This window comes from Microbulbifer sp. THAF38 (genome assembly GCF_009363535.1).
Classification (GTDB): Bacteria; Pseudomonadota; Gammaproteobacteria; order Pseudomonadales; family Cellvibrionaceae; genus Microbulbifer.
In genome coordinates this window covers 326,732-347,324 of sequence record NZ_CP045369.1, presented here as the reverse complement: position 1 = coordinate 347,324, position 20,593 = coordinate 326,732, and the positions used below count along the sequence as shown (strand labels likewise).

At 55.8% G+C, this 20,593-nt stretch carries 19 protein-coding genes and 1 tRNA gene; 8 read left to right on the top strand and 12 right to left on the bottom strand.

The features are described from left to right. Positions 1–3: 3 nt before the first annotated feature. The 5 genes from speA (at position 4) to FIU95_RS01420 (ending at position 6,186) form a co-directional block, all read left to right on the top strand. On the top strand, positions 4–1,926 hold the full coding sequence (speA, locus tag FIU95_RS01440) for a biosynthetic arginine decarboxylase (protein ID WP_152450821.1): 1,923 nt from the start codon (positions 4–6) through the stop codon (positions 1,924–1,926). Positions 1,927–1,997: 71 nt separating this feature from the next. Continuing rightward, a complete protein-coding gene (locus FIU95_RS01435) occupies positions 1,998–3,191 on the top strand; it encodes a saccharopine dehydrogenase family protein (RefSeq protein WP_152450819.1) in 1,194 nt (397 codons plus the stop codon). Positions 3,192–3,262: 71 nt separating this feature from the next. Beyond that, entirely contained in the window at positions 3,263–4,456 is a 1,194-nt protein-coding gene (gene nspC / locus FIU95_RS01430) for a carboxynorspermidine decarboxylase (RefSeq protein ID WP_152450817.1), read from the top strand. A 66-nt stretch (positions 4,457–4,522) separates the two neighbouring features. Next, on the top strand, positions 4,523–5,395 hold the full coding sequence (speB, locus tag FIU95_RS01425) for an agmatinase (RefSeq protein ID WP_152450815.1): 873 nt from the start codon (positions 4,523–4,525) through the stop codon (positions 5,393–5,395). A 110-nt stretch (positions 5,396–5,505) separates the two neighbouring features. Next, positions 5,506–6,186 (top strand): DUF6515 family protein, encoded by a 681-nt coding sequence (locus FIU95_RS01420; RefSeq protein ID WP_152450813.1) that lies wholly within the window; start codon positions 5,506–5,508, stop codon positions 6,184–6,186. Here FIU95_RS01420 and FIU95_RS01415 read toward each other — a convergent pair. From FIU95_RS01415 to rpsF, 6 genes are all read right to left on the bottom strand, one after another. After that, positions 6,176–7,267, bottom strand: a complete 1,092-nt coding sequence (locus FIU95_RS01415; protein WP_152450811.1) for a winged helix-turn-helix domain-containing protein — start codon at positions 7,265–7,267, stop codon at positions 6,176–6,178. The genes FIU95_RS01420 and FIU95_RS01415 overlap by 11 nt on opposite strands. Before the next feature lie 70 nt (positions 7,268–7,337). Next, on the bottom strand, positions 7,338–8,780 hold the full coding sequence (gene dnaB / locus FIU95_RS01410) for a replicative DNA helicase (protein WP_152450809.1): 1,443 nt from the start codon (positions 8,778–8,780) through the stop codon (positions 7,338–7,340). Positions 8,781–8,888: 108 nt separating this feature from the next. Further along, the gene (gene rplI, locus FIU95_RS01405; RefSeq protein ID WP_152450807.1) at positions 8,889–9,335 is read right to left on the bottom strand and encodes a 50S ribosomal protein L9; all 447 of its coding nucleotides are present in this window, start codon (positions 9,333–9,335) and stop codon (positions 8,889–8,891) included. Positions 9,336–9,372: 37 nt separating this feature from the next. Next, the gene (locus tag FIU95_RS01400; RefSeq protein WP_152450805.1) at positions 9,373–10,215 is read right to left on the bottom strand and encodes a hypothetical protein; all 843 of its coding nucleotides are present in this window, start codon (positions 10,213–10,215) and stop codon (positions 9,373–9,375) included. A 43-nt stretch (positions 10,216–10,258) separates the two neighbouring features. Further along, positions 10,259–10,489 carry a 30S ribosomal protein S18 gene (gene rpsR / locus FIU95_RS01395; protein WP_108731487.1) on the bottom strand — a complete coding sequence of 77 codons (231 nt, stop codon included), beginning with the start codon at positions 10,487–10,489 and terminating at the stop codon, positions 10,259–10,261. A gap of 12 nt (positions 10,490–10,501) precedes the next feature. After that, positions 10,502–10,945, bottom strand: a complete 444-nt coding sequence (rpsF, locus tag FIU95_RS01390) for a 30S ribosomal protein S6 (RefSeq protein WP_152450803.1) — start codon at positions 10,943–10,945, stop codon at positions 10,502–10,504. Between the two features lie 338 nt (positions 10,946–11,283). On the opposite strand from rpsF, the gene FIU95_RS01385 reads away from it, so the two are divergent. Both FIU95_RS01385 and FIU95_RS01380 read left to right on the top strand, forming a co-directional pair. Further along, on the top strand, positions 11,284–12,114 hold the full coding sequence (locus tag FIU95_RS01385) for an alpha/beta fold hydrolase (protein WP_152450801.1): 831 nt from the start codon (positions 11,284–11,286) through the stop codon (positions 12,112–12,114). 259 nt (positions 12,115–12,373) lie between these two features. Continuing rightward, complete coding sequence (locus FIU95_RS01380; RefSeq protein WP_152450799.1) at positions 12,374–13,189, top strand: isocitrate lyase/phosphoenolpyruvate mutase family protein; 816 nt, start codon at positions 12,374–12,376, stop codon at positions 13,187–13,189. A gap of 115 nt (positions 13,190–13,304) precedes the next feature. Here FIU95_RS01380 and FIU95_RS01375 read toward each other — a convergent pair whose 3' ends face one another. From FIU95_RS01375 to rnr, 6 genes are all read right to left on the bottom strand, one after another. Beyond that, positions 13,305–14,591 (bottom strand): hypothetical protein, encoded by a 1,287-nt coding sequence (locus FIU95_RS01375; protein WP_152450797.1) that lies wholly within the window; start codon positions 14,589–14,591, stop codon positions 13,305–13,307. 75 nt (positions 14,592–14,666) lie between these two features. Beyond that, entirely contained in the window at positions 14,667–15,212 is a 546-nt protein-coding gene (locus FIU95_RS01370; RefSeq protein WP_152450795.1) for a hypothetical protein, read from the bottom strand. A 60-nt stretch (positions 15,213–15,272) separates the two neighbouring features. Beyond that, the gene (locus tag FIU95_RS01365; RefSeq protein WP_152450793.1) at positions 15,273–15,845 is read right to left on the bottom strand and encodes a hypothetical protein; all 573 of its coding nucleotides are present in this window, start codon (positions 15,843–15,845) and stop codon (positions 15,273–15,275) included. An 18-nt stretch (positions 15,846–15,863) separates the two neighbouring features. Further along, positions 15,864–16,418 (bottom strand): RNA polymerase sigma factor, encoded by a 555-nt coding sequence (locus FIU95_RS01360; protein ID WP_152450791.1) that lies wholly within the window; start codon positions 16,416–16,418, stop codon positions 15,864–15,866. Between the two features lie 225 nt (positions 16,419–16,643). After that, positions 16,644–17,399 (bottom strand): 23S rRNA (guanosine(2251)-2'-O)-methyltransferase RlmB, encoded by a 756-nt coding sequence (gene rlmB, locus FIU95_RS01355; RefSeq protein ID WP_152450789.1) that lies wholly within the window; start codon positions 17,397–17,399, stop codon positions 16,644–16,646. 12 nt (positions 17,400–17,411) lie between these two features. Then, positions 17,412–20,150 carry a ribonuclease R gene (gene rnr / locus FIU95_RS01350; RefSeq protein ID WP_152450787.1) on the bottom strand — a complete coding sequence of 913 codons (2,739 nt, stop codon included), beginning with the start codon at positions 20,148–20,150 and terminating at the stop codon, positions 17,412–17,414. 243 nt (positions 20,151–20,393) lie between these two features. Here rnr and FIU95_RS01345 point away from each other — a divergent pair. Further along, positions 20,394–20,480 (top strand) — tRNA-Leu (locus FIU95_RS01345). Positions 20,481–20,593 lie beyond the last annotated feature (113 nt).

The window sequence follows — 20,593 nt, the reverse complement described above, 5'->3', positions numbered from 1 at the left end:
GCCATGAAACAGCAACAAGTAAAAAACTGGACCTGCGAAGATTCGGCCGAGCTCTACGGCATCCGCAACTGGGGCGCCGGCTATTTCGATTTAAATGAAAACGGTGAAGTCTCTGTCCTCACAGAGGGCCCCAACGGCGAATCCCACAGTGTCTCTTTAATGGAAATCGCCCGCGGCGCTACCGAGCGCGGCCTCGGTATGCCGCTATTGCTGCGCATCGAAAATCTGCTCGATGCCCAGATCGCCCGAATTAATGAATCCTTTGCCCGCGCCATCGAAGGTTGTGGCTACGGCAACGTATTCCGCGGTGTTTTCCCCATCAAGGTCAACCAGCAGTGCCAGGTGATCGAAGAGATCGCCAGTGCCGGCCGCCGCTTTAACCACGGCCTGGAAGCCGGCAGTAAAGCCGAGCTGATTGCTGCGCTGTCCATTCTGGATAACACCGAATCCCTGATTGTGTGCAACGGCTACAAGGACGAGGAATTTATCAACCTCGGCCTGCAGGCACAGCGCCTGGGCGTACAGGTTTTCTTCGTGGTGGAAACGCCCTCGGAAGTGGAGACCATTATCCGCTGCGCGGAGCGCGAACAGGTGCGCCCCAATATCGGCGCGCGGGTAAAACTCGCCTCTAAAGTGGGCGGCTACTGGAATGCCACCAGTGGCGACCGCAGTATTTTTGGCCTGGGCAGTAACGACCTGATCGCCATGGTCGACCAGCTGCGCAGCCACGATATGCTCGACTGCCTCAAGCTGCTGCACTACCACCTGGGCTCGCAGGTGCCGAATATTCGCGATATCCGCACCGGCGTGCTGGAAGCCTGCCGCTACTACGCCGACCTGGTGGAAGAAGGCGCACCCATGGGCTATCTGGATCTGGGCGGCGGCCTGGCAGTGGACTACGACGGCACCAAGAGCAACTACACCCACTCCAAGAACTACTCCCTGGACGAGTATTGCGTGGATGTGGTGGAAGCCATTATGGGCACCCTCGACAGCGAGGACGTGGCGCACCCGGTCATCATCACCGAATCCGGCCGCGCCACCGTAGCTTACTCCTCGGTGCTGCTGTTCGATGTACTCGACACCACCCGCTTCGAACCAGTAGAGCTGGAGCACACCAAGATCAGCGAAGGTGACCACCAGATGCTGCTCAATCTGCAGGACGCGGTGCGCAATATCACCCCCAAAAACCTGCAGGAGAGCTACAACGACGCCCTCTACTATCGCGACGAAGTGCGCTCCCTCTATCTGCACGGCCAGGTGAGCCTGCGCGAGCGCGCCAATGCGGAGAACCTGTTCCTGCAGGGCGCCCAGGAAATTCGCGCGCTTCTGGATGAGGCGGAGGAAGTACCGGCAGACCTTGAAGCCCTGCCGGAAGTGCTGTCGGACATCTACTACGCCAATGTGAGCGTATTCCAGTCGATCCCCGATATGTGGGCCATCGATCAGGTGTTTCCGCTGCTGCCGATCCATCGCCTGGATGAGGCGCCGACCCGCTCGGCCATCATCGCCGACATCACCTGCGACTGCGACGGCAAGATCGACCGCTTTATCGGCCGCGAAAAGGAGCAGAAAACCCTGCCCCTGCACGAGCTGAAAGATGGCGAGGACTATATCCTCGGCACCTTCCTGGTGGGCGCCTACCAGGAAACCTTGGGCGACTTGCACAACCTGTTCGGCGACACCAACGTAGTGAGTGTACGCATCCAGGAAGACGGCAGTATCGACTTCAGCCGCGAAATTCACGGCGACAGTATTTCCGACGTGCTGAGTTACGTAGAATATCAACCCAAAGCGCTGTTCGAGCGTTTCCGCCGCCTGGCTGAGCGCGCGGTAAAACAGGGGCTGATCACCGCCGCCCAGCGCAAGCAGATACTGCACACCTACACCGCCAGCATGAGCGGCTACACCTACTTCGAAAAGTAAGTTTAAAAAATAAGGCGCCAGCGCCTTTGAGAAGATAGCGGCGGCCAATGCCGCAGACTAAGGAGATCTTTATGGCCAACGTACTGATCATCGGCGCCGGCGGCGTCGGCCAAGTGGTCGCACACAAGTGCGCCCAAGTAGAGGAAGTGTTTGAAAACATCACCCTCGCCAGCCGTACCAAGAGCAAGTGCGACAAGATTGCGGACATGCTGCCGCGCAAAATCGATACCGCCGAAGTCGATGCGGACAATGTTCCCGAGCTGGTCAAGCTGATCGAAAAAGTGAAGCCAGACATGGTCATCAATGTGGCCCTGCCCTACCAGGACCTGCACATCATGGATGCCTGCCTGGAGACCGGCGTACATTACCTGGACACCGCCAACTACGAGCCGCCGGAAGAGGCCAAGTTCGAGTACAAGTGGCAGTGGGCCTATCAGGAAAAATTCGAGAAAGCGGGTCTGATGGCACTGCTGGGCAGCGGTTTCGACCCCGGCGTGACCAGCGTATTTACCGCCTACGCAAAGAAGCACCACTTCGATCGTATCCACACCCTGGATATCCTCGACTGTAATGCCGGTGACCACGGCCTACCGTTCGCCACCAACTTCAACCCGGAAATCAATATCCGCGAGATCACCGCCAACGGTCGCTACTGGGAAAATGGCCAGTGGGTAACCACCAAGCCGATGGAAGAGAAACGCGTATTCAACTTCCCCGAAGGCATTGGCGATAAAGACATCTACCTGCTGTACCACGAAGAGCTGGAGTCCCTGTCCAAGCACTTTCCGGAAATTGAGCGCGCGCGTTTCTGGATGACCTTTGGCGAGAGCTATCTGAAGCACCTGGAAGTCCTGCAAAACGTCGGCATGACCAGCATTGAGCCGGTGCAGTTCCAGGGCCAGGAAATTGTGCCCATCCAGTTCCTCAAGGCCATGCTGCCGGACCCCGCCAGCCTGGGCCCGCTGACCAAAGGCAAGACCTGTATCGGCAACATTATCCGCGGCACCAAAGACGGCGAAGAGAAGATCTACTACGTCTACAACACCTGTGATCACCAGGACTGCTACCAAGAAGTGCAGTCCCAGGCCATCTCTTACACCACCGGTGTACCGGCGATGATCGGCGCCAAAATGATGCTGGAGGGCAAGTGGATGAAGCCCGGCGTATGGAACATGGAACAGATGGACCCGGATCCCTTTATGGATGATCTGAACAAATACGGCCTGCCCTGGCAGGAAACCTGGCTGGATAAACCCTTCCGGTAATTCCGCACTTTTCCACACCCCTCGGGATGGGCCCCGGCGCCCATCCCGCGCAGCAGGATAATAAGCTCCCCATGGATCTCACTCCCCGCGTAGACTACTTCGGACACTTTGACCCCTACCGCGTACCCTCTCCCTGTTTCGTGGTCGATGAAATCGCCTTGCGCGACAACCTGGCACTCCTCGCCGACGTACAGAAGCGCAGTGGCGCCAAAGTATTGGCGGCGCTTAAAGCCTTTTCCATGTTCAGCACCGGGCCTATCGTCGCTGAGTACCTATCCGGTACCTGTGCCAGTGGCCTGTTTGAGGCCAAGCTCGGTTTTGAGGAATACGGCGGCCGCGATCAGGGCAAGGAAGTACACGTATTCAGCGCCGGCTATAAAGACGAAGAACTGCGCGAAATACTGCAGTTCGCTCACCACGTGATCTTCAACTCCTTTTCCCAGTGGAAGCGCTATCGAGAACTGTGCCTGGATATGCAGAAGCAGCGCCCCGAACTGCGCTTTGGCCTGCGTATTAACCCAGAGCATTCCGAAGGCCACACCGATCTCTACGATCCCTGCGCGCCCTGCTCGCGCCTGGGCATAGTGCGTTCACTATTTGAGAACGAGTCTCTGGAGGGCATCAGCGGTCTGCACTTTCACACCCTGTGTGAACAGGACTTCAAACCTCTGGAGCGCACTATCGTCGCCGTGGAGGAGAAATTTGGCGACCTGATCCCACAAATGGAGTGGATCAATTTCGGCGGCGGCCACCACATTACCCGGCGCGATTACCAGGTGGATGAGCTGATTGCCGCCGTGCGCAACTTCTCCGAAAAATACGATGTGCAAGTCTACCTGGAACCCGGTGAGGCCATTTCCCTGTTCGCTGGCATTCTGGTGACAGAAGTGGTGGATACCGCCTGGAACGGCCAGAACCAGGCCATTCTCGACGCCTCCGCCACCTGCCATATGCCGGATGTTCTGGAGATGCCCTACCGTCCGGAAATCACCGGCGCCGCGCGCCCCGGAGAGCTGCCCCACACCTACCGCCTGGGCGGGCAGAGCTGCCTGGCCGGCGACAGCATCGGCGAGTACAGCTTCCACAACCCTCTCAGGGTGGGAGAACGCCTGGTGTTCGAGGAGATGGCCTACTACACCATGGTGAAAACCAATACCTTCAACGGTATTCCCCTGCCATCCATCGCCCTGTGGAATTCGGAGACCGACGACCTGAAGATGATCAAAAGCTTCGGTTACGAGGACTTCAAGGGACGCCTCTCCTGAGCGTACCCCCCAATCAAGATAGTGATCGGCAGGCAGTACCAAAGCCTGCCATCAGAGGATATGCAGATGCAGCCAGAAAACGACTACCCCATCTTCCTGGGCTCGGAAATCGAGCAACCCAAGCCCGAAAATGCCTTTTTCCACATTATCCCCATTCCCTACGAGGAGACCGTCTCCTACGGCGGTGGCACCGGCAAGGGCCCGGCCTCCATTTTAGAGGCCTCCTGGCAGCTAGAGACGTTCGACAACTTCTCCTCGCCCTGCGAGCTGGGTATCTACACCCGCCCGCCGGTTGAAATGGGTGGCGCCGCGGAACAGGTAATGGACAATATCGCCGCAGCCACCAAAGAGGTGCTGGCACTGGGTAAGATGCCCGTGGGCATCGGCGGCGAGCACTCGGTAACCTGGGGCATTATCAAAGGCCTGCTGGATGCCGGTGAAACCGACTTCGGTGTGGTGCAGATCGACGCCCATGCGGACCTGCGTGATCGCTATGAAGGTCACAAGCACAGCCACGCCAGCGTCATGCGCCTGGTGGTAGAGGCCGGTGTGCCCCTGTTCCAGCTGGGTATTCGCGCCTACTGTGAGGAAGAGATGCAGGCGCGCAAGGATTACAACGTCGGCTATCTGGACGCCCACCAGCTGGTACCCAACAACGTGCAGGAATTCCAGCTGCCGGAAAACTTCCCCAAGAAGGTCTTCTTCACCCTGGATGTGGATGGCATGGACCCTTCTGTGTTCCCCTCTACCGGCACTCCGGTACCCGGCGGTCTGGGCTGGTACCAAACCCTCAACCTGTTTGAATCCGTGGCGCGCCAACGCCAGATTATCGGCTTCGACGTGTTGGAATTCGCGCCCATCGAAGGCTTCCACGCCTATGATTTCGCCGCGGCCCAGCTGATGTACAAGCTGATGGGCATTATCCAGCGCAACCGCTGAGCGAGATTTCACTCTTCAGCGCTTTGACAATTCTTAACCAATTAACCTGTCATTGCTGTCAGATTAAGGGTTAGTATGTCGATGTGAGTAATCACTTCGCTGGAGAGACTGTGAATAAGCTGAATCTAGTTCTTGGCGCCAGTGCCTTTATTGCACTGGCGGCTTTTGCCTTTAGTCCATCTGCGGACGCCCGTGGCTACGATCGCTGGGGAGAGCACCGCCATCATCATCGCCACGGTCACTACCATGGCGGCACCCGCATATCCATTGGCTTTGTCGCCCCGGTACTACCCACCAATCATGTGCGGGTTGCCGTCGGTGGGCGCCCCTATTACTACCACGGCGGACACTTCTACCGTCATGGCCCAAGGGGTTATGTAGTGGTTAGTGCGCCACTGGGCGCTTCAGTAGTAACACTGCCAAGCAGAGCCGTGCCGGTACAAGTGGGTGGCGTGACCTACTACCAGTACGCCGATGCCTATTACCAGTGGGTGCCAGCCACCCGTACTTATGTGGTAGTCGCACCTCCCGCACCGGTGGCGGTCGTCCCTGCCCCCGCACCAGTGGTTACAGTTCCAGCACCTGTCGCTGCAACTCCTGCGCCGGCGACGGTCCCCGCGACACCAGATCCAGGCCCAGAAGGTTTCCAGCCCGGTCAGGTGGTGGAGACGCTGCCCAAAGGCTACGCGGCTGAAGTGATCAATGGCATTCAATACTACCGCTATGGCGGTAACTACTTTATGCCGACCCAGCGCGATGGCCAGGAAGTCTATGTGGTGGTCAAGCTGTAAGCGCCGCCGCGCTTTCCAGCCCGTGAAAGCGGGCGAACTGACCCAAGGCCCGGTGAAAGCTCGCCTCCAGCGAGACACCGGGCTTTTCCTGCCAGTGCAGGGCCTCGATTCGCAGAACTCCCGATTCCCGATCCGCCTTCAGGTCCACCAACCCCGCAAAACGATCACCGCATAAAATCGGCAGACAAAAGTAGCCATAGCGGCGCTTGGCTGCAGGGACATAGCACTCCAGCTGGTAATCGAACCCAAACAGGCGGCGCAGACGCTTGCGCTGCAATATGAGCGGATCAAAAGGCGATAACAGCCGCACCTTGCGCCCTGGCCGTGCCGGACTCTGCTCCAGCTGCTCTGTGAGCATCAACTCCTTGCCATGAGGGGTCAGCTCACCAGTGGCAAGCATATTTTCGATGGCCCGTTGAATCAGGGGCTTGTCTTCTCGGCGCAGATAGGCGATTTCCTCAGGGCGGCCAATGCCCTGACAGCCGAGAAAAGTGCGCACCAGGTGTCGGCCATACACCATTTCGGTAGCGGCGCTGGTCGAGGTATTTGCCGGCAATACCCGCTCCGGGAGATCGAAGACTTTTTGAAAACCCTCGCGGTGGCTGACCATCAGCTCACCCTCGTGAAATAACTGCTCCAGCGCTTTCTTTTCCTCAGACCACTCCCACCAGCCGCTTTTGGTGCGCACAAAGTCACTGGCTTTCAAGGGCCCCTCGGCGCGTACCCGGTCCAACACATAGCGGCACAGCTTGGCATTTTTCTCAAACCAGTGGCGCTGCCCGGCACGGATACGATCCATACGCACCCGAGCATAGGGATAGTGCTCCATCGACAGGTAAGCGGCGGCGTGGGACCAGTATTCGAAAACTTCGCGGCGTTGTTCCGCTTCTGCCAAGTGTGACTCGCGGTAGCGGGGCAAGCGGTTGTACAGCTGATGGTGGTGCGCGCGGGTAATGCGCTGAATGGCATCCAGTTGCAGAGCGCCGAGATGCGCTATTAAGGCGGAGAGCCCCTCACTCCAGGGGCTGTGGATAAACTGGCGCTCCAGCACCAGTGCGCGGATCTGTTGCTCTGTCAGCAAGGTATCACTCTCCTTGAGTTCGGTGAGCCACGCTTGCCGGCACAGGTTTTAGGTGCAGAGGCGGGGAAGCCTACTCGCCCTGATAGTATTCCGGTGCCAGGTTATCGAAGCGCGTATATTTACCGATAAATGCCGCGCGGCAGGTAGCAATCTCACCGTTACGCTGCTTGCCGATAATCAACTCGGCCAAGCCCTTATCCGGGCTGTCCTCGTTGTAGTACTCATCGCGGTAGATAAACAGAATCACATCCGCATCCTGCTCAATCGCCCCGGATTCCCGCAGATCCGAGTTCATCGGCCGCTTATTGGGGCGCTGCTCTACACCGCGGTTAAGCTGCGACAGGGCGACTACCGGGCAGTCGTACTCTTTCGCCAGCGCCTTGAGAGAGCGCGAAATCTCGGAGATTTCCTGGGTGCGGCCCTCGGTAGAGCCCTTCACCTGCATCAGCTGCAGGTAGTCCACCATAATCATCGCCGGTAGGCTCTTGGCCTCGGCATCCTCGCGGCTCAAACGCGGATTCTCCCGCATCAGCTTGTTGATATGATCCCGCACCGTGCGCTTGGTACGCGCGCGCACTTCACTGGGGCTGAGCGCCGGGGTGTCATCGATGTACAGAGCCTTGCCCTTCATTTTCTGCACGGCGCTGGAGAGCTTGGGCCAATCTTCTTCCTGCAGCTTGCCGTTGCGGATACGGCCCTGGTCGATGCGGCCGATAGAAGAAAGCATCCGCATTACCAGGCTGTCAGATGGCATCTCCATGCTGAAGACCAGGGTCGGGCGCTCCTGGCTGAGCATGGCGCTCTCAATAAAATTCAGTGCCAGCGCGGTTTTGCCCATGGAAGGACGCGCGGCGAGGATTACCAGCTCGCCCGGTTGCCAGCCGGAAGTGCGCTGGTCCAGTTCGGTGAGTCCGGTACTGATACCGGTGATATCGCCTTCAGTTTTGAACAGTTCATCGATGCGCTCGACGGTTTTCTTCAGCAGGGTATCCACGCCGACGAAACCGCCCTCTTTGGCGCGCCCCTCGGCAATCTCTGCCACACGGCGCTCGGCCATTTGCAACAGATCTGCAGAGGCCAGGCCACCGGGATTAAAACTGGTGCGGCTGATCTCGCCGGCGGCGGCGATCAGCTGACGCAGCATAGAGCGCTCGCGCACGATCTTGGCATAGGCGACGATATTCGCTGCGGAGGGGGTATTCTCGGCCAGCTCTGCCAGATAGGCGGGGCCGCCCACCTCACCGAGGAGGTCGCGACTGGCGAGGCCTTCGGCGAGGGTAACGATATCCAGCGGCTGCTCGCCATCACTCAGCTCGCGCATGACCGCAAAGATCTTGCGGTGGCTGGCGGTAAAGAAGTCTTCTTCACTCAGCTGTTCGGCAACCGCATCGATGCGGCCCGGGTCCAGCATCAGGCCCCCCAGCACAGACTGCTCCGCCTCTACCGAATGCGGCAGCGGTGAGCTCTCCTCACTGTGGATATCTTCTTCGGGGGTAGCGTATTCGTCGATCATGGGGCTTTACTGGATACCAGAAACAAAACAGGCGCTGACCCGGTAGGGTACAGCGCCCGATTGTAGCGCGGCTGGCGCCTGTGGCACCAACTGCTTGTCGGCAAAACCTTACTCGGCTTCGATAACGACTTTAACTACAGCAGTCACGTCGGAGTGCAGCTGTACGTCTACTTCGTACTCGCCCACTTCGCGCAGAGCGCCTTCCGGCAGCTTCACTTCAGCCTTGGCGACTTCAACACCACCAGCGGTGATTGCGTCGGCGATATCGCGAGTGCCGATAGAACCGAACAGTTTGCCTTCGTCACCAGCGTTGGCAGCGATGGTTACAACCAGGTCGGCCAGCTTGGTAGCGCGGCTCTCAGCTTCTGCCATTTTGGCAGCTGCTGCGGCTTCCAGTTCAGCGCGCTTGGCTTCGAACTCAGCAACGTTGGCTGCGGTAGCCGGAATTGCCTTACCAGTCGGCAACAGGAAGTTGCGGCCGAAACCGGCTTTAACTTCAACGCGATCACCCACGTTGCCCAGTTTGCCTACTTTATCGAGCAGAATAACTTCCATCTCGGTTTCCTCAATTTCTGTATTGTGCGAAGCGCGCCTACTTTGCGGAGCGCCCGCGAATATCTATCCAGCTATCTACCAGAGCCAAACCACACAGGAATCCAGCCAGGGGTAGGCCACCAATCACCAGCATCACGTACATCGCCACTAGGGGACCAATCCCCCAACCGCGACTGGCGACCAGCCAGTGAATCAGGGCGATGCCTGCAACCACCATGGGGAAGGCGATCACCGCGCCCCAGAAGGCGTAACCCGGTGTCACCAGGCTCACCACCCACAGCAGCATACTCAGTGCCGCCAGCCATACCGGCATACGCAACTGGTGAAACTCCTGGCGGAAACCGCCGGGGTTGTACAGCAGCGCCTGCCAGTAGCGCCCCAGAACCAAAGCCAGTGTGGCACTCATTGCCGATATCAGGCTCAGATATCCAGTGATCTGCAATTCGCCTGAGAACACCTGCTTCAGCTCTTCCATCGGAACCGTATTGGGCTGCTCCGCCGCTCTTTCGAGCGCCTGCATAAAGCCCTGCAACAAGCCGCCGCCGAAGGCGGAAGTGAGCAATATGCCCACCGCCGAGGCCGCCGTTACTGTGAACAGTGCAGCGACCCATGAGCGGCTACTGCGCAGTGCCATGGCGCCGCAGAATACTGCAGCGAAGTGGCCGGCGGAAATGCCAGTCACTAGTGGTGGCACATTGCCGCTCATGCCCATAACAACGATCGGCAACAGTGCCCAGGCCAAAACCATCAGGCCTTCACTGCTGCCGCGGCGCAAACTCACTAGAGCGAGGATTGCCGGGCTTATCAGCGGTATCCCCACCATGGTGAGGATCACCGCCCGCACGCGCCCGCGCATAATAAACTCAGCTACGGCGCGCATAGTTAGATAGCTTCTCTATTAATGAGTCTAAGCAAACTGCGGCTTAGGCTTCGTGGCTGTCCGTGTACGGCAGCAGGGCCAGGTAGCGCGCGCGCTTGACCGCGGAGGCCAGCTGACGCTGATACTTGGCTTTGGTACCGGTGATACGGCTTGGAACAATCTTGCCAGTCTCAGAGATGTAGGCTTTCAGGGTATCGAGATCTTTGTAGTCGATACGCTTAACACCTTCAGCGGTGAAACGGCAGAACTTGCGACGACGGAAAAAACGTGCCATCTGATAATCCCCTTATTCTTCGCTTTCAGCGTTATCGGAAGATACTTCCGCGTCGTCAGAAGAAGATTGCTCTTCTTCAGCGCGCTCGCGACGCTCGGTGCGCTCTGCACGGGCAGCCTTGCGCTCACGGCTCTCTTTTTCCGCTTTCATGATCGGGCTCTCGTCGGTGATCGCCTCGTCTTCACGGATTACCAGATTACGGATAACCGCATCGTTGTAACGGAAGTTGGTGGTCAGCTCTTCCAGAGCTTCTTCGGTGCACTCAACATTCATCAGAATGTAGTGGGCTTTGTGGATCTTGTTGATCGGGTAAGCCAGACGGCGACGGCCCCAGTCTTCCAGACGGTGTACTTCACCGCCAGTGTCCTTGATGGCAGCGGTGTAACGCTCCACCATGCCAGGTACCTGCTCGCTCTGGTCCGGGTGAACCAGGAATACAATTTCGTAATGACGCATTTTAGCTCCTTACGGGTTAATCAGCCTTCCGGACAGTCCGGTAAGGCAAGGAGTACAACGGGTGCGGATAAACCGAGCCCATTGCGGGCGGCGTATTCTAGGCAGTTGCGGGATTGGTTGCAAGTTAACCAATTACTCTAGGGCAGTATCTTCTCCAACTCGGGAGCAAGTTGAGCAATTAACCCAACCGCCTCCTCAGAGACCACCCTTGCCACACTGGGCCTCAGCCCAGCGAAACCCTGTCTTTGTGTAGATTCAGCCACTGAACTGCGCGTTCTGGTCATGGGTTTGTGGCGGCGAGCTGGCATATAGTGCCTCCCTCTGTAGGGAGAAGTACCATGCCCCAAGAAACCCACAACCTTACTTTTGGCGCCTTCCAGGTGCCCGTCAACACCGTTCGCAACGGCGAAGGCCCCCTTGCCCTGGTGATTCCCGCCATGGGCGTTCCCGCCAATCGCTATCAGCTCTTGTTGCAGGAGCTGCAGCGGCTCGGTTACAGCACCGCTATCACTGAGCTACCGGGCACCGGCGATAGCCTGCCGAGGCCCAACCGCGGTGCCGACTACGGCTATGACGATCTGGTATTTGCCTTTATCCCGCAACTGTTGGCACTGCTGGAAGAATCCTTCCCCGGTGGGCCGGCCCTGATCCTCGGCCACAGTATCGGCGGACAAACCAGCACCCTGGCAGCACGCGCCGGCCTGACCGGCAACGCCAGAGTTGTCACCATCGCCTCCGGGCATGTGGACCACCGCAGCTGGAGCGGGCTACACCGGTATGCCATTTTGCTTTTTGCCTCAATTGTGAGTGTTACCTCAAGTCTGCTCGGCTATTTTCCCGGCGCGAAAATGGGCTTTGGTTGGCGCGAAGCGCGCAAGTTAATGAAAGACTGGGCCCGCTCTATTTTCAGCGGCCGCTTTGCCCCGGAAAAACACTTCGGGGAACACAAGCCCAGCGGCCAGCCCACCCTGCATATCGCCCTGGCCGGCGACCCCTTTGCACCAGTAAAGGCTGCACGCAAGCTGGCAGCTATTGTGGATGGCGAAACCCGCGAGATGGCCGCCACCTATCCGAAAGGCAACCCCCACCTGAGCTGGATCAAAAATCCACGTCCAATTATCGCCGAAGTGGACAGTTGGCTGACCCAGCAGCCGACAGGCTCCCACTAAGGAGATGTACCTCTTGGCGCTGGTTGATGAGCACTGGCGCCAAGCTATCAACTATTCCCAAACGCCCAACACCCGCTCTTTTCATTAATATTTCACTCTTTGCTATTTCAGTGCTCCCCCTCCCTACCGCTGCTCTTTTTACTCACTTCCGGTTGTTCGCTTCCGAATCTGGCCGGAACCAAGCCGAAAACCAAGGAAAAATTCGAAGTAATTTCCATTCCACTGGATCAACCAAAAAATCATCGCTAGGGGAAATTCGATGGCTATTACCCACTTCGAACAATTCAACGCTTTACATCAGGGCGACCGGCCCTTAATTCTTCCCAATATCTGGGATGCGGCCAGTGCACAACTCGCTCAAGCGGCCGGCGCTCCCGCTATTGCCACAAGTAGTGCCGCTGTAGCCTGGTCATTGGGCTATGCCGATGGCGGTAACTTGCCAATATTGGAGCACCTAAGAGCTATTGAGCGTATTTTGCGCGTTTCGCACGTACCGGTTTCTATCGATATCGAGGATGGCTATAGCACCGACCCTGCGCGGGTGGCCGAATTAGTTGAGACTTTGTGTGATCTGGGTGTAGTCGGTATCAATATCGAGGATGGCAGCGGAAGCCCACAATTATTGGAAGAAAAAATTCTAGCTATCCGCTCCACTTTAACGGCGAGAAAGACGCGGCCATTGTTTATCAATGCGAGAACCGACGTTTACCTAAACGACGCGGACAACAGCAAAGAAGCTCTGAAGGAAGTTATACAAAGACTAGCGCGTTACCAGAATGCCGGTGCCAGCGGAGGATTTATACCGGGCTTAATATCCCCAATAGATACCCAACAGCTAGCAAAAGAAATCAGTATGCCACTTAATTTAATGCTCTTACCCGGCATGGAAAAGCCTGCACAACTCTGGAAGGCCGGCATTCGCAGACTCAGCTGGGGACCGGCTTTATTTCAATCGAGTTATGCATTTTTTAGCAACAGGGTAACTAATCTCCTGTCAGACCAAAACCCGACAGACATTTTTGATCACAAGCTAACTTATCACTATCTAAATAACCTAGCCATCAATCCTGAATAGAATGAATAAGGATTGGCAACTGCAGAAATGAGTATAAATACAATATTCACTGCAAAATAGTAGGCAGCACTCGGGGGAGCCAGTTTTGGCTCCCCCCAGCAATTACAGGAAAGGCTCAGAAGCTATAACCAATACCTAAACTGTATTCACTTTTGTCGTAAGTGTAGATATCCCGATTTTCCTCATTATCAATAAGCTGATATTTCCCATTAATGTGGAAATTGGGAGTAACGCGAAACTTCGCTCCCAACCAGGACCTCAGCCGATCAGACTCCCTATAGTAGGAGTCCACGTTGCCTTCACTATCGGTAATACGGTTGTTTTCGTTATAAAGACTACTGCGATACTCCACCCCCGTGGATAAATTCCAGCGCGGAGAGGGTATCCAGACCAGGGTTCCCCCCAAGGTGTGACGGGCAGGGGAATAGCTGTAGTAATCTCCTTCAGCTTTTACCTGGCCTTCCCGATCGTTGTAATCGAAACGATAAAATAACTTCGCCTCGGTTGAAAAAAGTGAGCGCTGCCAACTTAAGTCAAAGAACTGGCGCCAGCCATCCAGATAAGCATATTCATCACCGCCGAAGTAGTAACCGGGGCTATAGGAAAAAGCGATTATAGAGCGCCCCCAATTTCCTGAAATTTTACCCAGAAGACGCGCTTGCTGTGTAACCGGCTCACCTCCCAATGTCACCGTCTCGACAGCAAGCCCCAACTCCGTGGACCAGCCAAACCAACGGCGATCACGGGAAAAAGCAGCTCGGGCGCTGGCCAGATCGAGATTCTCATAGTCTTTATATTTACGACCAAATCCATAACCGTGCACCCGCCACCCGTTTTCCGGAGTGCCTCTTAGGCGGTATTGCCCCCAGGCAAACAACTCAGCAAAATTGTCTGCCCCGATCGAAGCTTCTTCCAACAATTCATTTTGTAGCGCATAAGCGTTGTCATCATTACCAACCGTTAAGCTGGCAGTGGCCAACCAGGGTCTCTCACGCTCACCGCGATGATCTTCTGCGAGTAAACGCAGGCGGCGGGCGGCCATATCTCGCAATTTTTCCGTGGTCGCCCCCTCCCGCACAATGCGGTAGTGTTTGATCGCAACCAATTCGCGATTGGTCCGCTCCGCCGCAACAGCCAAGTTATAACGAGCGAGATCCCGCCAGCGAGCGTCATTCAAGAGACCGTGAAAATAAATCGTAGCCTCCGAATAACGCTCAAGCTTCATCAAGGTAACACCAATGTTGTATCTGAGCTTCGCAGAGTTGTTGCCAGACTCACGTTCAATTTCAAAGTGCTTAAGGGCCTTACGGTATTTTCCCTGTTTGAAAGCCTCCGTAGCTTCACTGAAGGACCCCGCAGCCACTGATAACGAAGATACCAATGTCAGTAGCGTGAATAGCACGATTCCGATCCGCCCATTTTGCACTGTGAATTACCTCTAAACGTTCCCTGTCAAAAGATTCACTACAACCGTTAATCAGGCATCCGGCCCATCGGGTAGATCATCCTGTACCTGTTCGAATAGTCCATCGAGATCCATAGTGATCTGCTCGCGAATGTCTTCGGGCAAACTACTGAGGATGTCCTGCATCACTTGTTCAATCACACCTTGAATGTCTGCACCATTCATTGCGCTTTTTACGGCCTCTTCAATATTTTCCCTGGCCGCCTCGGCTGTGCGCAGAGCCTCCTCCCTGGCAGCTTCCGCTGAGAGTCGCGCACTGGTAATAACTTCATGCTGGCGCGCGATGGCCTCCCGCATTCTCGCCTCAATTTCCTCACTGTGCTCGGCACCTTGCCCAGAAGCCGCCACGGCTTCCATCACCGCAGCGATGGTCTCCTCGGCAACTTCCTGCAGATCCGGCGGCAACTCTATATTGTTCACCACATCTTGCGCATCCTGCCCCTCCTCAACCACGGTGAGAGTGACATCCAGGTCTTCCGCTGCCTCCTGTGCCATTAAGGGGCTGGTATACATGACGGCTGCAGCGACACCTGCTGCTATTAATCCTTTCTTCCACATCGCTTGGTTACCTCTAGGTTGTGACAAAAGAAGCTATCGAATTCCATTGAGCAGCAGGATTTACAAGTGCGTTAAGCGCTGGCGCAGACGCTTGCTCACCCCGCCATACTCCACCTCAATCAATATTTCCCCGGCGCCTTTTTTGCCGAGAATTTGTACCGGCAGCGATAAGCGGTTACTCCCTGCGGCAATATCCGCTTGCCACTGCAATACCTGACTGCTCGCATAACCATCCATTCGCATATTTTCCGGTAAAGTGACTCTGATTAGTGCACCCGGCATCTGGCGACTACTGTGCAGTACAAGATGTACTGGCCGGCTAACAACTGGTCCAACTTCTAATTCCGTGTAAACCGGCGAAGCTTCCAGAGGCGCATCTTTTGAGATGGCCAGTATCAATACCAGCGTCACGACGACTAAGAAGCCTGCGGCCACTGCCAGCTGCCCGACCCGCTGGTATTCATTGACGTACAATTTCAGCGGAGAGTAGGATTTACTGATTCCCTGCTCGGCGACTACAGACTTCAATATGCGCTCTTCTAAATCCTCGCCAGGCTCCTCAATCGGCAGGGATCGGAGTTGACTGCGCAGCTTTTCATCACTGGAAAATTCTTCAGAGTCATATTTCAGCATTGGCTTGTCCTCTGATTATTAACACGGATGGCTCTCGCTATAGGTTCCCTCACTGAGCATTTTTTTTAATTTTTTATGTGCGCGGTGTAGGCGCGATTTCACTGTGCCCACACTGATGTCCAAAATATCCGCCACCTCCAGTAGGGAATAGCCCTCGACATCGTGGAGTAATACCGTATCGCGCCAACCGGCATCGAGTTTCGACAGAGCCTGCAATAAGGCGCGCTGCATTCCCACCTGGGAACTGATTCCCTCTTCAGAGGTGCTGCAAATTACCGTTTCCCAATCGACATCTTCATCCACTGGGGAACTCCGGCGCCTGCGATAGAGATCTACATAGCGGTGATAAAGCACCTTGATTAACCAGGGACCCAAGCGCTGAATATTTTCCAGCACCACAGAACGCGCCAGCAGACTGGCCAATACATCCTGCACCAGGTCTTCGGCCTCCTCACGGCTCCCTGTCCAGCGAAAAGCCATGCGGTAAAGTTGACGAATATGAGGGTGAACTAACTCTGCGAAATGCGCACTGCTCGATCGACGTCGCAATAATTTTTTTGGCCAGGCGTACAAACCGCTACTCCCGGATATTTAAGGAAAATCCTCCGCAAGCATGTTACCCGCGGTGTGAAAAGGAAAACTGCACACTGAAATCACAGTGTGATAGTTGAAAAAATCTAGCAGTGATTAGCGGAGAGAGAGCGAAGAAAGGAATTTGCGTGTGAAGCGCTACGCCGAAACACTGCCTATCCCGCTATTTGGTTAGCGTCGGGATAGGCAGTAAAAAAAATAAAATAATCAGGCGCTGCGTTGACGCACCGCTTCAAACAGACAGACGCCGGTGGCGACAGAGACATTCAGGCTACTGACTTCACCGGCCATGGGAATTTTAATTAAATGATCGCAGTGCTCCCGCGTTAATCGACGCAGGCCACTGCCCTCGGCCCCCATGACCAGCGCCAACGGGCCTGTCAGTTGAGATTGATAGACATCCTGGGTGGCCTCGCCCGCCGCGCCGAATATCCATACGCCGGCCTGCTGCAACTGCTGCAGGGTTCGCGCGAGATTGGTCACAGTAACGAAGGGTAAAACTTCGGCCGCACCACAGGCCACCTTGCGGGCAGTGGGAGTCAGGCCCGCAGACTTATCCTTTGGCGCAATTACCGCGTGCACACCGGCGGCTTCTGCTGAGCGCAAACAAGCCCCCAGATTGTGCGGGTCGGTCACACCATCCAGCACCAACAGGAAAGGCGCCTCACCTTTTTGATCGAGTTGCTCAAGCATCCCCAACAGGAATTTCTCGTCCAGGACCTGGGTTTTCTCTGCACAAAGTGCGATAACACCCTGATGATTGGCTCCCTCTTCCACCTTGTCATCCAGGGTGCGGCGGTCGACAAAGCGCAGGGCAATATCATTTTTTTCCGCCTGCTGAATAATTTTTTGTAGGCGCTGGTCTTTGCGCCCACGCAATAACAGTAATTCCTGCACATTTTGCGGGGACCCCTTTAATAGTGCCTGCACTGCGTGCAGGCCGTATACCAATTCTTGGCTCAACTTATGCCTCGATCACTTTTTCTTTTTACTGGTAGAAGAAACTTTCTTCTTCTTTTTAACTTTGCCACTGCGTGTTTTGGCCTTTTCCGCTTTCTGTGCAGCCTTGCGCGCAGCTACTGCAGGGCGTTTACCGCCTTTGCGCGGTGCGGTGCGCTTGCTACCTCGGCGCTTTTTTGGCTCATCACTTTTTTGTTTGTCGGCTTCTTCGCTCGATCTTTTCTCGGCAGTAAGGGGTTTATCCTCTGCAGATTCCTCTACAGGTACCGCCTCTTTGGAGCCGACCTTGCGTTTGCGGATTGGTGCTACCTCCGCTGTCGTTTCTGCACGTTTTCCCCATGGGCTGACAGTCGACTTTCGGCTACTTTCCTTTTTCTCTTTTTTCTCTTTGCCCAGTCGCTCCCGCTCCAATTGATGCTCCACCGCCATTTCCATGGCACGAGCACTGACCTTGGTCGTCTCTTTCTTAGCACGGGAAGCTTTCTGACGCGGTACTAATTCCTCAAGAATAAAATCGACCTTGCGTTCTTCAAGGTCTACCCGCGCCACCTGAACGGTAACCGAGTCACCGAGGTGGTAACGCTTGCCGCTGCGTTCGCCGATCAAACGCTGATGCGCCTGCTCAAAGCGGTAGTAGTCTTTAGGTAACGCAGTCACATGAATCAACCCCTCAACGAAGAGGTCGTTGAGTTCAACAAATAGACCGAACCCTGTCACCGCACTGATCACACCGGAGTAGACCTCACCCACATGGTCCTGCAGGTATTCACACTTGAGCCAGCTGACTACGTCGCGGGTGGCATCGTCGGCACGGCGCTCGGTCATGGAACACTGCTCGCCTAGCTGCAGCATCGCCGGCATATCGTAGGGCAGTATCTGCTCGCGATCGATAGACCTGGCGCCAGGTACGGTATAAATCTTCTGCACCACTGCGGGCTCATTGGCACTGCCATTGCGAATCAACCAGCGCAAGGCGCGGTGCAGTAACAAGTCGGGATAGCGGCGAATTGGTGAGGTAAAATGCGCATAGGCGCGATAATCCAAACCAAAATGACCGCGATTTTCCGGCTGATATACCGCCTGGTTCATAGAGCGCAGCAACATTACCTGAATGATATGGGCATCGGCACGCCCTTCTACCTGCTCCAATAACGCCTGGAAATCCGCGGGCTGGGGCTCCGAGCCACCGGGCAGGCGCAACCCCAATTCACCAAGATATTCGCGTAAGTTACTGAGTTTTTCCTCTTTGGGCGCATCGTGCACACGGTAGAGTGCCGGCAATTCCGACAGTTCCATCAGGCTGGCCGCGCAGACATTGGCCGCCAGCATGCACTCTTCAATCAGCTTGTGCGCATCGTTACGGGTGACCGGCACGATGCGTTCAATCTTGCGCTCACTGTCAAATAAAATGCGGGTTTCTGTCGTTTCGAAATCGATCGCCCCGCGCCGATCGCGGGCACTGCGTAGCGCCAAATACAAGTCGTGCAGATTATCCAGGTGGGGGACCAGAGCCGCGTACTGTTTGCGCAGGCCGCTGTCGCGAATGTCGCGCTCCTCTAAAACCTGCCCTACCTGGGTATAAGTCAGGCGTGCATGACTGCGCATCAAGCCTTCAAAGAAACGGTAATCGGCAATTTCACCGCGACGATCAATGTGCATCTCGCACACCATACACAGCCGGTCCACTTCTGGATTTAATGAACAGAGCCCATTGGACAGTTTTTCCGGCAGCATGGGCACGACAAAATCGGGAAAGTAAACCGAGTTGCCGCGACTGTGGGCCTCTTCATCGAGAACCGAACCGGGGCGTACATAGTGGGACACATCGGCAATGGCCACCAACAGCTTCCAGCTATTGTCGGGCAACAGCTCACAATAGACCGCATCATCAAAGTCGCGGGCATCCTCACCATCGATGGTGACCAGGGGTAGTTGGCGCAAATCTACCCGCGCTTTTTTATCCTCTTCCAGTACTTCATCGGCAATGGCATCCACCTCCGCCTGTAGGGCTGAGGGCCAAACATGAGGGATGCCATAATTGCGAATCGCGACATCGATTTCCATACCCGGTGCCAGGTGATCGCCAAGCACCTCCAGCACTTCCCCCTGGGGTACGCGGTCGCGCCCAGGTTGGGTAACAATTTTTACCACCACATATTGGCCGTGTTCGGCACCGGCGGCATCTTCCGCCGCGACCATCACATCGAGGTTCACGCGGGGGTTATCTGGCCGTACAAAACAGATGCCATTTTCTCTGTACAAGCGCCCAGCCAACTGCTCGGTATTGTGCTTAATTACCCGTACCACAGCACCTTCGCGCTTGCCGCGAAAGCCTCCGGGGGTCTCCCGTACCAGCACCTCATCACCATCAAATACCTTGCGCATTTGTCGATGGGATAAAAACAGATCACTGCCGCCATCCGTAGGTACAACGAAACCAAAACCGTCGCGGTGGCCAATCACTCGACCGCGAACCAGGCTCATCTTATCCAGCACGCCAAAATCACCAGCGCGATTACTGGCGATCTGGCCATCGCGGGACATAGCGATAAGGCGCCGGCGCACCCCTTCACGCCGATCCTCATCTTCTAGTTCCAGCAGGTCGGCGACAAACTCCCAGGGCACAGGCTCCGCCTGCTGTTCCAGCAGTTGCAGCAGGTACTCTCGGCTGGGAATAGGCTTTTCATATTTTTCCGCCTCGCGCTGGGCATGGGGATCAGCGTTGAGGGGCTCTGAAGTATTTTTGTGTGTCAAAACAGCATCCGTTGTTGAGATAACCGCCTATTAAGGCGGCTTCCGGAGGTTATCCGGTCATAGACTGGCGGCGGGGGTAGAGAGTTTTTTGTTCAATGTTTCGCCGCTGTTGAACGCATTATAAGCGATTTCAACACATTTCCAGACCTCCGGCGAGAATGTTGAAAAAAACGCAAAGAAACCGTTGACACCCCCTCTGCGGATCTCTATAGTTCGCGTCCTCAACGGAGCACACGTTGATTTGCCCAGGTGGCGGAATTGGTAGACGCGCTAGCTTCAGGTGCTAGTGACCTAACGGTCGTGGAGGTTCAAGTCCTCTCCTGGGCACCAATTCTAAAAAGGCTGACTCGAAAGAGTCGGCCTTTTTTCGTTGTGGCTCTACAAAAATCCCACACAAAAAATTCCTCACGATTTTTCCGACGCAAACATCTATAAAAAAACCG